Source organism: Flavobacterium sp. N1736 (genome assembly GCF_025947065.1).
Classification (GTDB): Bacteria; Bacteroidota; Bacteroidia; order Flavobacteriales; family Flavobacteriaceae; genus Flavobacterium.
Window position 1 is genome coordinate 1,070,170 of the sequence record NZ_CP109994.1, and the last position, 13,916, is coordinate 1,084,085.

Annotated in this window: 12 protein-coding genes; 8 read left to right on the top strand and 4 right to left on the bottom strand. The window is 33.0% G+C overall.

Annotated elements, in window-relative coordinates; translation table 11 throughout:
• Positions 1–111 precede the first annotated feature (111 nt).
• On the top strand, positions 112–693 hold the full coding sequence (locus OLM54_RS04645) for a TetR/AcrR family transcriptional regulator (protein WP_264537431.1): 582 nt from the start codon (positions 112–114) through the stop codon (positions 691–693).
• A gap of 262 nt (positions 694–955) precedes the next feature.
• Entirely contained in the window at positions 956–2,167 is a 1,212-nt protein-coding gene (locus tag OLM54_RS04650; protein WP_264537432.1) for an MFS transporter, read from the top strand.
• An 87-nt stretch (positions 2,168–2,254) separates the two neighbouring features.
• Here the strand turns inward: OLM54_RS04650 and OLM54_RS04655 are convergent, their stop codons facing one another.
• Both OLM54_RS04655 and OLM54_RS04660 read right to left on the bottom strand, forming a co-directional pair.
• Positions 2,255–3,139 carry a DMT family transporter gene (locus tag OLM54_RS04655; protein WP_264537433.1) on the bottom strand — a complete coding sequence of 295 codons (885 nt, stop codon included), beginning with the start codon at positions 3,137–3,139 and terminating at the stop codon, positions 2,255–2,257.
• Between the two features lie 30 nt (positions 3,140–3,169).
• Positions 3,170–3,811, bottom strand: coding sequence for an FMN-dependent NADH-azoreductase (locus OLM54_RS04660; protein ID WP_264537434.1), 642 nt, complete (start codon positions 3,809–3,811; stop codon positions 3,170–3,172).
• A 78-nt stretch (positions 3,812–3,889) separates the two neighbouring features.
• Between OLM54_RS04660 and OLM54_RS04665 the strand changes: the two genes are divergently transcribed.
• The 3 genes from OLM54_RS04665 (at position 3,890) to OLM54_RS04675 (ending at position 6,468) form a co-directional block, all read left to right on the top strand.
• Positions 3,890–5,353, top strand: a complete 1,464-nt coding sequence (locus tag OLM54_RS04665) for a PLP-dependent aminotransferase family protein (RefSeq protein WP_264537435.1) — start codon at positions 3,890–3,892, stop codon at positions 5,351–5,353.
• 181 nt (positions 5,354–5,534) lie between these two features.
• Complete coding sequence (locus tag OLM54_RS04670) at positions 5,535–5,990, top strand: MarR family winged helix-turn-helix transcriptional regulator (protein WP_264537436.1); 456 nt, start codon at positions 5,535–5,537, stop codon at positions 5,988–5,990.
• Positions 5,991–6,033: 43 nt separating this feature from the next.
• Positions 6,034–6,468 (top strand): carboxymuconolactone decarboxylase family protein, encoded by a 435-nt coding sequence (locus tag OLM54_RS04675; protein WP_264537437.1) that lies wholly within the window; start codon positions 6,034–6,036, stop codon positions 6,466–6,468.
• 107 nt (positions 6,469–6,575) lie between these two features.
• Here OLM54_RS04675 and OLM54_RS04680 read toward each other — a convergent pair whose 3' ends face one another.
• Positions 6,576–7,634, bottom strand: a complete 1,059-nt coding sequence (locus tag OLM54_RS04680; protein ID WP_264537438.1) for a DUF4932 domain-containing protein — start codon at positions 7,632–7,634, stop codon at positions 6,576–6,578.
• Positions 7,635–7,740: 106 nt separating this feature from the next.
• Here OLM54_RS04680 and OLM54_RS04685 point away from each other — a divergent pair, with 106 nt between their 5' ends.
• On the top strand, positions 7,741–8,895 hold the full coding sequence (locus OLM54_RS04685; RefSeq protein WP_264537439.1) for an alpha/beta hydrolase-fold protein: 1,155 nt from the start codon (positions 7,741–7,743) through the stop codon (positions 8,893–8,895).
• A 41-nt stretch (positions 8,896–8,936) separates the two neighbouring features.
• Positions 8,937–9,704 (top strand): methyltransferase domain-containing protein, encoded by a 768-nt coding sequence (locus OLM54_RS04690; protein WP_264537440.1) that lies wholly within the window; start codon positions 8,937–8,939, stop codon positions 9,702–9,704.
• A gap of 143 nt (positions 9,705–9,847) precedes the next feature.
• Here OLM54_RS04690 and OLM54_RS04695 read toward each other — a convergent pair whose 3' ends face one another.
• Complete coding sequence (locus OLM54_RS04695) at positions 9,848–10,951, bottom strand: PepSY-associated TM helix domain-containing protein (protein ID WP_264537441.1); 1,104 nt, start codon at positions 10,949–10,951, stop codon at positions 9,848–9,850.
• A 235-nt stretch (positions 10,952–11,186) separates the two neighbouring features.
• On the opposite strand from OLM54_RS04695, the gene OLM54_RS04700 reads away from it, so the two are divergent.
• Positions 11,187–13,595, top strand: a complete 2,409-nt coding sequence (locus OLM54_RS04700) for a TonB-dependent receptor (RefSeq protein ID WP_264537442.1) — start codon at positions 11,187–11,189, stop codon at positions 13,593–13,595.
• The last annotated feature ends 321 nt before the right edge of the window (positions 13,596–13,916 follow it).

Here is a 13,916-nt window from a genome sequence, read left to right on the forward strand (position 1 = left end):
AATTCAAAACCATGAAACTAATGCAAACTGACTCCTTATTTAAATAAAAGTTAAAATACTTGGATAATTAGACCGATCGGTCTTATATTTGCAGTGTAAAATTTAGAAATCATGAGTAAAGCAGAACGCACCAGACAATTTATTATTGAAGCATCGGCTCCTATAATTAATAAAAAAGGAATGGCAGGAACTTCATTGACTGATATTATGGAGGCTACAAAGCTGGCAAAAGGCGGAATTTACGGCAATTTTGAAAGTAAAGAGGAAATTTGCAGAGAATCATTTTTATATCTAAGAGCGCAATTAGGAGGCAAACTAAACGAAGCTGTAACGCAGGGAACATCGGCAAAAGCCAAACTTTATAATTTGTTGAGCGTTTATGAAAATGATAAAAATTTATTGGATGGCTGTCCGATATTAAATTTTGGTGCAGAAGCAGATGATACAAATCCTATTATGAAAGAGCAGGTAAAAAACGCTATTGGTTCTGCACAAAAAAGATTTTACACCATAATTGAAGACGGAATTAAGAATAATGAATTATCGGCAGCGATAAATCCGGAACATTTTAGCATAAAAGTTTTTGCCATGATCGAAGGCGGTATTTTGTGTCGAAAAGTATTAGGAAATAATCAACAAATGATGATTATTCTGGATAGTATAAAAGAAGAATTTGAAAGTTATGTTTTATAAGCCTTATTATTGAATCTATTTTTAAACACATAGAAACATAGTTTTTTATTTTGAAATTAATAAAGAATATAAAAAGAAACAAGTTTCTCACACATAGTCCCGAAGCGTCGGGATTTGTTTATAAAAGTGAAACGCCTTTTTACGTCATACAAACTATGTTTCTATGTGTTAAATAATATAGCAAAATGGTTAAATTAAAACCATATTTTTTTACAAAATTTTAGACCGATCGGTCTTTTGTGTTACTAATTAATTTAAGAAAATGAGAAATTTACAAGAAAACCATCAGGGTTTTAGCACCAAATTAGCGTTTGCATTAATTCCGTTATCGGGATTTGCAACAGATATTTATTTACCATCGCTTCCGGCAATGGCAAAAGATTTACATGTTTCGGCAGGAGCAATTCAGCTTTCGTTAGTTTTTTTTATGTTCAGTCTTGGTATAAGCCAGGTTTTTATAGGAAGTATTCTGGATAGTTTCGGACGTTTTAAAATTAGTATTGCGTCGCTTGCCGTTTTTTCACTAACCAGTTTCGTTATCGCATTGGTGCCGGATATTTATGTTATTTATGCCATGCGAATTATTCAGGGAATCGCCATTGCCTTTATTGTAATTGCCAAACGAGCCTATTTTGTTGATCTTTATTCCGGAGAAAAACTAAAAAGCTACATTAGTTTATTTTCGATTATCTGGGCTTGTGCACCTATTATGGCGCCGTTTTTAGGAGGATATTTAGAAAACAGTTTTGGCTGGCGATCAAACTTTTATTTCCTTGGCGGATTATCATTGGTTTTTTTAATTCTTGAGCTTTTGTATAGCGGAGAATCTTTAAAATACTTTCATGAATTTAAACTAAAGTCTATTGCACAAACGTACTCAAGTATCTTAAAATCAGCTGATTTTACTTTAGGAATTATAATTTTGGGTATTTGTTTTGGTCTCGTTGTAGTTTATAGTTTATCAAGTCCGTTTATTGTAGAACGCGTATTTGGATATTCGGCAATTACTACAGGTTACAGTTCTTTACTGTCCGGTTTAGCGGTTATGATGGGCGGAATCACTGCTAAATCTCTTATTCATAAACCTTTGGTAAAAAAAGTAACAATTGCAGTTGCTGTGCAGTTAACATTGGTTTTACTTATGATTTTTACTTCTTCGATAGCGAGTAATATTTATACTTTAATCGCTTTTACAATGGGAATTAATATGTGTGGCGGTTTTATATTTAATATTATTTATGGGTATTGTTTAAGCCGTTTTTCTAAAAATGCAGGTGTTGCAAGCGGTCTTACAGGCGGTGCAACATATATGGTAAGTTCAATATTCAGCTACGGATTTGTTAATTTATACGCCGTTAAAAGTCAGTTTTTATTAGGGTTAACAAACATTTCACTGATCTTTATTATTGGTATTATTTTTATCGTTTTCAACAGATACAGAGCGGTGCATCTTGCAACTGTTAGTGTGAAATAATTAAAAGGAAATTCTAAATAAAATAAAAAATCCAAATTCCAATATGCGTTGGAATTTGGATTTTTTATTTTCTTATTTTACTTGGTTTTATCTTTTTTGAAGGTTCATTAAAACAACGGCGAAGAGAATCAAAATTACACCAATCCATTGCAGAAAACCGACAGGTTCATCAAGTACAATATATGCGATTGCTATAGAAACGGGAATTTCGACAGAAGCAACAATTGCGCCTAAACCCATTCCTGTTAAAGGCATTCCTTTGGTAAAAAGCAACGGCGGAAGTATGGTTCCAAACAAAGAAAGCATGATTCCCCAACGCAGAAAAATAGCAAACGAAAATTGGGAATTAATGGACGAATAAAAAATAAAAGCCACCACAATACATCCTCCCAAAATCATAAAAAGGCTTCTTTTTAGTACAGGAAAATGGAGTTCGACATTGTTTGATGAATACATGGTTGCCGTATAAGACATCGCAGCCAAAATACCGAATGCAAATCCTTTCCAGTTTATAATTACTGATTCTTCAAGCAGGTTAGTGGCAAGTAATGTTCCTGCCAAAATGATGCAGACAGAAATAATTTTACGCATTTCCGGCATTTTTTTATGCACCAGCATTTCAAAAATAACGCCCATCCAAACGGTTTGCATTAATAATACAATGGCGACGCTTACCGAAATATATTGAACGGCGAGGTAATAAAAAGTGCTCGTTAATCCTAATGAACTTCCTGCAAGTATCAATTTAAAAACACTTTTTAATCCTGAAGTTTCGGGTTTTGCTACCGATTTTTCTCTGCGAAATAAATTTAGGATTAAAAGTCCCAGAAAGCCAAGAAAATATTGTGACATTGTTACTTCGGCGGTAGTAAAACCTTCTTTATATGCTATTTTTACAAAAGTGGCGAGCATGCCGTAACTTGTGGCGCCAAGTGCAACATAAAGACTTCCTTTAAGTACATTATTTTTCATTATTGTATTTTATTTATCAAAGTTAAAGCCTTAAAAAAGTTCGCTGTCAATAAGAAATTTTATCTTTTGATGTGCATTTTCTGTAGTTTGTTTCAATATTTCCTGATCCAGCGATGATCCGTTAACAGCCACAATATGAATATTATGAATTCCCATCATATTGAGAACCGTTTTTAAATAATTGCTTTGAAAATTCATGTGTTCGTTAAATTCTCCCTTTTCGTAACCATTGGAACCTCTTGAAAGCAACAAGAAAACGGTTTTGTTTTCGAGTAATCCAATGTATGGATTTTCGACATTATCAGGATTAAGTTTCCAGGTTTCGTTTACTCTTAAAACCTGATCGATATACGCTTTTAGGGCACTTGGAATTGACCAGTTATACATTGGCGCGCCAATAACAATAATATCCGCCTGATGCAATTCTGCAATATAAATATCACTTTCCTGCAACGCTTTTTTCTCGTCTTCAGATCTTGTATTTTCAGGTTTAAAAGCTCCTGCAATCCAGTTTTCACTGATGTGAGAAACAGGATTATTTCCCAGTTCACGAAACCTGATAATGGCATTGTTTTGCGTATTTTCCCAGTGATCAACGAATACTTCAGTAAGATTTCTGCTTTTAGAATTAAGCGTTCTTGCGCTTGAATTAATGACTAATATGTTTTTCATTTTTTAATAATTTTCTACAAAAGTATCGTCATTTTGGATTAAATTTGTATACCAATTTTTATAAAAACTACAGCCCAGATGCTACCTTATAAATCATTAATTCAAATTGATCGAAACGCTCCCGTTACTATTTATATTCAGGTATGTAACAGCTTTATATCCTTGATTACCAACGGTACATTGCAGCCTTCAGACATATTGCCAAGTTCGCGTATTCTGGCAGAATTAATTGGTATTAACAGAAATACGGTAAAATTGGCTTATGAAGAACTGATTAGTCAGGGTTGGGCAGAATCTGTAGAGCGAAAAGGTGTTTTTGTACTTTCGAAACTGCCTGTAATTTCAAAAAATAAACTTCCTGAAACGAATAAAAATACCGGTAAACAAGAATCTTTTTTGTGGACTAATAAGTTTAAAAATGCAGGTCCGGGCAGGAATTTTCAAAGATCCGGTCTTGCTATAGACGATGGTTTTCCTGATGTACGTTTGGCGCCGGTAGATCAGCTTATGCGTGAATATCGAAGTCTTTCGAAGAAGTTTTACGGAAAAAATTTCCTTAAATACGGAAGTTCAAAAGGATCAGAACATCTTCGGGTTTCTATCTCAAATTATCTTTTGAATACCAGGGGCTTAGCTGTTTCTTCTGAAAATATCGTGATTACAAAAGGAAGCCAGATGGGAATTTACCTTACGGCACAATTGCTTTTAAATACCTCCGATACTGTCGCTGTAGGAATTTCAAATTATAGTTTTGCCGATGATACTTTCAAATATTCCGGCGCGGGTTTAATTCGTATTCCTGTTGATGCCAGCGGAATGGATATTGATTATTTGGAGGAAATACTGCAAAAGCAAAAAATAAAAGCGGTTTACATTATTCCGCATCATCATTTTCCAACAACGGTAACGCTGAGTATGGAACGCAGGTTAAAATTATTAACCCTTGCCAAAGAATACCGTTTTGCGATTATTGAAGACGATTATGATTTTGATTATCATTACGAGAATAAACCGTATTTGCCTCTTGCGAGTATCGATCATCATCATAATGTCATATATATTGGTTCTATTTCCAAGACATTTGCGCCGGCTTTACGAATTGGTTTTATGACGGGACCTTTAGCATTTATTGATGCTGTGGCTTCTTTAAGGGGATTGATTGACAAACAGGGCGATACGCTTCTGGAAGATGCATTTTCTGTATTGTTTAATAATGGTGAAATGGAAAGACATTTTCGTAAATCGTTAAAAATCTACAAACAGCGTCGAAATCTTTTTTGTGATATACTGCAATCTGACTTTAAAGATGTTATTGAATTTGAAATGCCCGAAGGCGGACTTGCGATCTGGTCGAAATTTGATTCTAAAATTGATTTAATAAAAATGTCTGAAAACGCTCTAAAAAACGGACTTTCTATAGACAATGGAAATTTTTACAAAAACGAATCTTTCGCTGCCAATGCGATGCGATTGGGTTTTGCTTCTCTTGACGAAAAGGAAATGGTGAAAGCACTGGATATTCTTAAAAGGGTAACCCAGTAAATTTTCTGGGCTAGTCTTTATTTTAAAATTGGCATATTTTACACCCAGATTGTTGTTCTAATTTTGCTCAAAAGAAATAGAAATGAACACATCTTAAAAACAATCGGGTTTTACTTATTCTACCTGCACATATCTCCTTAATTGGAAAACATTTATATCCGTAAATTTTGTACTTGCAAAAATGAAAATAGAAAATGTTATAAAAACAGCAACGGTATTGTCTTTAAATAAAAAGGCTTTATTGAATATCATTTATACGCACCATTTGCTGACCGAAAATTTTAATGAGATTTTAAAGAAATACGATTTGTCTCCGGAACAATATAATGTTTTGAATATTCTAAGAAGCAAAAACGGGAAACCGCTTAATATGTTTGAAATTCAGGAGCAAATGATTTCAAAGGCAAGCAATACGACTCGTTTGGTAGATAAATTGCTTTTAAAGGGATATATAACGCGTGAAGTCTGTAGTAAAAACCGAAGAAAGATAGATGTATTTATAACAAAATCCGGTGTTGAAGTTTTGACAGATTTAAAACCCGTAATACACATTTACGAGCAAAAACTATCTCAAAATCTGACATTCGAGGAATTGGAAAATCTTAATTTTCTTTTGGAAAAATACAGAAATACGTAACATAATTAATTTAAATAAACAATAATCACATAAAATTTTAAAAATGAAAACACGAATTCACATTGACAAAGTAGAGCCTGCAGGATATAGCGCAATTCTTGGACTTGAAAAATTTATTGAAAGCACTTCATTAACACGCACGCATAAAGAACTGATCAAAATTAGGGCTTCGCAAATAAACGGATGTGCTTTTTGTATCAATATGCATACAAAAGAGGCGCGTATTGCAGGTGAAACAGAACAACGTATTTATGCTTTAAACGCGTGGCGCGACACGCCATTTTTTACCGATGAAGAACGTGCCATTTTAGCGCTGACAGAAGAAGTTACTTTAATTAGCAATCATGTAAGTGATGAAACTTATGAAGCAGCAGCAAAAGTTTTGGACGAAAAATACCTTGCACAAGTAATTTTGGCTATTATTACCATTAATGCCTGGAACAGAATTGGGATTACAACAAACCTTATTCCGGCTTAATATTTAATTTTATCGTTAGTAAACCCGACAGGTTTTTAAAACCTGTCGGGTTTTGTTTTTTAGCTACTATTGTCATTTTGATAATCTGTGGCAAAATGAATTACCATTTATTGCGTTTTAGTTTTGAAAAAGACAGCCATATTAGGATAAAAGCTTTTAAAGTTTGGATATGTATTTCTTGAAGATTCATATTCTCCTAAAAGTGAAACCAGATCTTTTGTCCACACAAAACCTTTTTTCATTTGTTTTTGAGTTTCTTCCTGAATTTCTTCTTCTTTATTTTTGTGATCAATCATATATCGAACCACCGAAGCTCTGATTATCGATTCATTTATCACGCTTTGCCATTCTTCGTAACCTTCAGATTTCATGCTGTTTTTTTCTCTTTCCAACAAAATTTCTCCGCTTGACTGAAGTTGGGTTTCAATGCTTTTATCCTCTAATAAATGATCGACAAAAGAATGGTTAAATTCATGGATTAAATAAGATAAATAAACATCTTTAGGAAATAAAGCTTTGCCGTTTTCATCAAAAGTCCACGAACCCATAATGGCATACACCAGTTTCTTTTTGCTAACCGGTTTTACGCTTGGTCCATAATTGGCGCCTCCATTACTAAGTCCTATAATTACTTTATAGTCAACATCCTGATCTCCGTAATAATCCAGATACCATTGCTGATCAAATTCTGTAACAGACTGATTAAATTGCTTTGTAGCTTCGGCGTAAAGTTTTGCGTGTTCCTTAAAAAAAATATCGAATTTAGATCGCTCATAAAAGTCATTTAATAGTGCAACAAATTTTACGGCATCTTCCATGTCCCATTTATCCGTTAACGAACTTTCGGATTCTTTTATAAAGACAAATTTATTATTTGTAAGCTCCAAATTTACAGCAAGATACATCACTCTTGAAAAACCTATATTTTTTTTGTCTGCCAGTTCTTTTGCGTAGGCGATAAGAGGATCATTTTTATAAACATCAAAATACGAATGAATATCGGCTACATAATTCTTTGCTAATTTCATGTTATATTCGGGATTTCCGGCAAGTCGGAACACGATACTTAGCAATTCTACTCGTTTGTCAACGGTTGATTCTACCTTTTTTTTCGCGGAAGCAAACGAACAAACAAAGAGTAAACAAAATGCAATGGTCAATTTCATATTGAGGTTTTTAGATTAGAATGTCAAAGTTAACTATGTATTTCAATTTCTTTCTTATAAAAATTATAGTATTTTATTGTATTTTCGTTTAGATGAAATACAAAATATGAAAAAAGATATTTATAAATTTACTTTTTATGTTTGTGGAATATTTTTATTTCTTTTTCCAAAACATGCAGTAGGACAAATAATTGACTCAATTCCTTCGGCCAATCAGCAACAGATTTTAATTCATTCTAAAGCGATCAACGAAGACAGGACAATTTGGATTCATACACCTCCGGAATACAAAACTTCAACAGATACTTATCCGATTCTTTATTTGCTTGACGGTGGAAGTCATTTTAAATATGTCTCTGAAATGGTCGATTTTCTTTCTGGTTTTGAGACCAATTTTATTTCAAAAATGATTATTGTAGCAATTCCAAATACAGAACGCGGCAGGGATTTTACACCACGATTTGATTTAAAAGAAAATGGTGCAGACAATTTTCTAAGTTTTATAAAAGACGAACTTGTGCCGTACATTGATAAAAACTACAGGACTCAGCCTTATCGAATTCTTGAAGCGCATTCATTGGGCGGACTTTTTGGAATTTATGCAAACGAAAAATCACCAGACTTATTTCAGGCTTTAATCGTTATTAGCCCGGCTTTGACAGGTGATAAAAACAGAGAGAAAGTAATGGATGATTTCAATTCTTATCTTAAAGAAAATAAACAGCTTTCGAGAAAGATTTTTGTAACTATAGCCAATGAAGATACACAAGCGGTTGATTTGCTAACGAAACAATTAAAAATGTCTGCTCCAAAATCTTTTGAATGGAGTTATAAAGAATACAAAGAAGAAAATCATTTTTCTGTACCTTATAAAAGTATGTACGACGGACTTAGGTTTATTTACCGTAATTGGCATACTGAAGCTTTTCTTAATCCAAATAAAATTTTATATACAGACATAGAAAATCATTTTAAAAAATTGTCCAAAGAATTTGGTTACACCATAAATCCCACGGAAGATTTTATAAATCAGTCTGGTTATCAGCAGCTTCGTTTTAAACATATTGAAGAGGCGATAGCATTTTTTAAGGAAAATGTTAGATTACATCCAAATTCATTTAATGTTTATGATAGTTTGGGAGAAGCCTATATGATAAATGGACAGAAATCTTTGGCAATTGAAAATTATGAAAAATCAATTACTATAAATCCGAATAATGAAAATGGGAAGGAAGTGATAAAGAAATTAAAGAGCAAATAATTTTATATCTTAGCTAATAACACAATTAAAAGCAATACAAAATGCCTTGGAATCCCGACATCTACAACAAATTCAAAAACATTCGTTATCAGCCTTTTTATGATTTAATCGATTTTATTAAGCCGATGGAATTCATGAAAGCCATTGATTTAGGTTGCGGAACAGGCGAACAAACGGCTATTTTGTCCGATAAATTTCCGGAAGCTATTTTTTTGGGAGTTGATTCTTCTGATGAAATGCTGGAACAGTCGAAATCTCTGGAAACGGATAATTTGCATTTTCGCAAAGCAACTACAGAACAAACCATTGACTCTGGCGAAAAATGGGATTTAATTTTTAGTAATGCCGCTTTGCAATGGTCGGATGATCATGAAATATTGTTTACTAAATTGATCGAATTGGTTAATTCAAAAGGGCAATTTGCGGTACAAATGCCTGTTCAGCCGGAAAATAAACTCAATAAAATTCTTTCTGATTTAGTCGATGAAGAACCATTTAAGTCTTATTTAAACGGTTTTAAAAGAGATTCGCCCGTTTTGAGTATTGATACTTATGCGCAAATACTTTTTGATGGCGGACTCGAAGATATTCAGATCATGCAAAAAGTATATCCCATTATTGCCAATGATCACGATACGCTTTATAATTTTATTTCAGGATCTGCATTGATTCCTTATATAGAAAGGCTGGAAGGGGAGCAAAAAGAACTTTTTATCAAAACATATAAGGAGAGAATTGCGCTTGATTTTCCTAAACTTCCTGCGATATATTCGTTTAAAAGGCTTTTGCTTTATGGAAAAAAAGTATAAATGATGCAAAGTTTTTTGCTGTAAATTATTTCACGCAGATTTTAAAAAGATTTAAGCAGATTTTTTTTAATTAAAGATTTGCTCAAATTATCTGCTTAAATCTTTTTAAAATCTGCGTGAAAATTTTTTACCGTACTTTGCGGTTAAACTCGCACTTTTTTAGGTGATTTCTTTTTCTTTTTATTCTTTTTAAGCCAGATTATAAATCCTGTAATAGGTAAACTTGCGGCTATTAAACTTGCTAAAAAGGCAATAATTTTTCCGAAATATCCAAAAAAACGACCTGTATGAACATCATAATTACTGGCTTCGATTATGTCGGCGTTATTAAAATCTTTATAAAGTTTGTAACGAAGCGGTTTTCCTGTTTTGGCATCAAAATAAAACGTGTTTTGCCTGCGCGACCAATTATACGGATATAACATTCGCAGTCTGAGATCTCCCGTTTTTTTAATAGAAAAAGTTATCAAAACCGCTCCGGGATATTGCAGTTTTGCTGTTTTATAAATACGATCGTAACGTTTGCCCAGTGATTCTTTTATTTCAACATATTTTGAATCCACTTTTTTTCCGTCTGTAAGTTCAGAACCGGATAAAAAAGCGGCTGTATTTTTAACTTCTTTAAAAGCAAAAAACAAACCTGTAAGCGCAATAATCAGCAATATAAAAGAAGCGTAAAAACCTAAAACATTATGCAAATCGTAGTTAATTCTTTTAGCTGTGCCTTTCCATTTAATGCTTAATGATTGTTTTAAGGATCTCATCTGAGCGGGAAACCAAATAATAATTCCGGTAATTAACATCAATACAAAAATAACTACAGACCAACGCTGAATAAAGCTTCCGGTTTCGCCCAAAAGCAGACTGGTATGGAGTTTTCTAACGGTTACGAGCCAATCCTGTTTTTCCTGATTGATTAATGTACCGTCGTAAGGGTTAAAATAGTAGCTTTTACTTTTGGTATTTAATTCAACACAAGCGTTAGGCTCTTTTTCGTTTATTTTTATGGAAGTTATTTTTCCTTTCGGAACTTCTTTTTTAAAATTCGTGACAATTTTTTCAAGTCCCACAAATGGTTTTTGCTGTACGGGAATATTTAATTGTTCCTGACTTACAGCATTTCTTATTTCTTCTTCAAAAACATAGATACATCCGGTTATGCTGATAATAAAAACAATAATTCCGGTTGCTAAACCTAACCACAAATGTATTTGTCTTGCTGCTTTTTTTATTTTTTTCTGACTCAATTTAAAAAATTATTTGTGTTGTAGTTGTTAGATTTTCTTCTGTTTAAAAGGCAAATATAAGTGTATTTTAGAAAGAGTCCAAATAATAAATTGTCAATAATCTCTTATTTTACAGGGTTTTGTAAGGTTTTGTTTATCATAATAATTTAAAATATTTTGTAAATCTACTTGGTTAGATTGAAAAAAAATTTGTTCTTTTGCGCTTTAATTTATAATTAGTTTAAATAACAATAAGATGAATAGAATACTACTATTACTTTCCTCTTTTACAAGATATTCGGGTAATAAAACAGGAAATTTTAAATACAATTTCTCTTTAATAGTTGTGATTTGCTTACTGACAAGCGGATTTTCTCAGGCACAAACAGGACAAATAAGCGGTGTAGTTATAACCAATGACGGTACCGCAGGTCAGGGAGTTGTTGTAAAATTAAGTGAAACCAACAAAAGCACAGTAACAAATTCTGCAGGGAACTACGAATTTAAAAAGCTTCCTTTTGGTAAATATATTGTAGAAGTAATTATGGCGGGCTATGAGCCAACTGTTGAAAGTGTTGAAATTACAGAGACAGCGCCATCTGCAATAGTTGACGTTAAACTAAATTCGTCTTCTCAAAATCTTGAAGATGTTGTAATTCGTTCAGGAGGAAATCGTTTTGCCAAAAAAGAAAGTATTGATGTGGCGAAAATGCCCTTAAAAAATATCGAAAATTCGCAGGTTTACATTATTGTAAGCAAAGAATTAATGAAAGAGCAAGTGGTTACAGATTATAACAGTGCTTTTAAGAATGTTCCGGGAGCGGGTATTGCCGAAGTGAGAAATCAAGGGCGAACGACTTCAATGTCAAGAGGTTTTCCAACGCCGCAAGTTGTTAGAAACGGAGTTGGAAGTTTTACCTACACGACAATTGATCCATCAAATTTAGAACGTATCGAAGTAATTAAAGGACCGTCTGCGACACTTTTTGGCAGTACGTTATCTTCATTTGGAGGATTATTTAACCGTGTTACTAAAAAACCTTTCGACACTTTTAAAGGAGAAGTTTCTTATTCAGCAGCAAGCTGGGATCTTAACCGATTAACGTTTGATGTAAACACGCCATTAAACGAGGATAAATCAGCTTTATTAAGAATTAACACGGCTTTGCACAGCGAAAGAAGTTTTCAGGATGCAGGATTCAATAAGAATTTCTCGATTGCGCCAAGTTTTTCATACGCAATCAATGATCGTTTAAGCCTTTTAATTGATATTGAATTTAGTGCTTACAAAGCAACTTCGCCTACGAGACTTGCTCCGTTTGTGGTAAGTGGAAAAGAAATGAGCATCAAAGATCTTGAAATTCCGTATAAATTATCTTTTGCTAATAATACCATCAATTATACAAGCCAGCAGTATAACATTTTTGCACAGTTAAAGTATAAAATGTCAGATACATGGAATTCACAAACTGTTATTTCCAGAACAAGATCTTCTTCAGATGGTTATACCGTTGCTTTGTCGATGAGATCGCCAACTACTTTAAGACAACAGGTTACGTATCAGGAATCTCCTTTTTACGGAACTGATATTCAGCAAAACTTTGTTGGTCAGTTCAAAATTGGTCCGGTTAAAAACAGAATTGTGGCAGGTTTAGATTATTACAGTCTTCGTTCTACCCGAAATGACGCAACGGTGAATATGCCTGCGATGGATTATAAAAAACCGGGCGATGCCTATAATAATTTTACTATAGAAAAAGTAGCGCCAATGTTTAACACGGCTACTTTTGTAAATTTTGTATCGGGTGATGAAGAAACGTATAGTGCTTATGCTTCTGACGTTTTGAATATTACAGACCGATTAATTGCTATGGCGGGAGTTCGTGTTGACCGTTATATCAATAATGGAACATATTATCCTAGTAAAGACTCGATTGCAGGAAATTATAAACAAACGGCTTTGTCTCCAAAATTTGGCGTTGTTTATCAAATCATGAAAGATAAAATTTCTGTATTTGGTAATTATATGAATGGTTTTAGCAATGTTTCAGGTTCTGATTTTAATGGAAATACATTCAAACCAAATCAGGCAAATCAGGCAGAAGGAGGTTTTAAATTTGATTTGGATAAAATCTCTGCAACAATTAGTTATTATGATATACAAGTAACAAATGTTACGCGTACAGATCCGGATCCTAACCATACAGATTTTTTAATTCAGGACGGAACTCAGGTTAGCAAAGGTTTTGAAGCTGAGTTAATTGCAAACCCAATTTCGGGATTAAATATTGTTGCAGGTTATACGTATAATGATAGTAAATACACTAAAAGTAATGCTGATGTTCAGGGATTGCGTCCGGCTACGTCAGGATCTCCGCGAACAGCAAATTTATGGGCGAGTTACCGTGTTGTAAAAGGTGCTGCGCAAGGATTAGGAATTGGTTTTGGAGGTATTTACGGAAGTGAATCGTACCAGACGAATACCGCAAATTTCAAATTTACGATTCCGTCATATACCGTTTTAGATGTTTCTCTTTTTTACGATCAGCCAAAATACAGACTGGGTATAAAAGTAGACAATCTTACAAATGAAAAATATTGGTCGTACAGGCTTGCAGCGCAAAATCCGACGCGCATAACAGGAAATCTTACTTTTAAATTTTAGTAATTTATTTCTAAGTAATAAAAAAAGGGAATATTTCATTATTGAAATATTCCCTTTTCTTTTTTCATATAATATCAAAATCTGGAAATGGTGTTTCGTTTAGAGATAAAATAGTATCAAATTATGCATCTGAAAAAAAATTAGTTTAGAAAATAATTTTTTTTTGAAAGTATCATAATTATGATTTATCTAAATTAAATAGTAAACAACACTGTTTTATTATGAGATAAGATTTTTTTTACATGAATTAACAAAAATATGCCACAAAAATGCAGATTAAAAAAATTAACATAATGTTTATTAATATGTTGATAAATAATG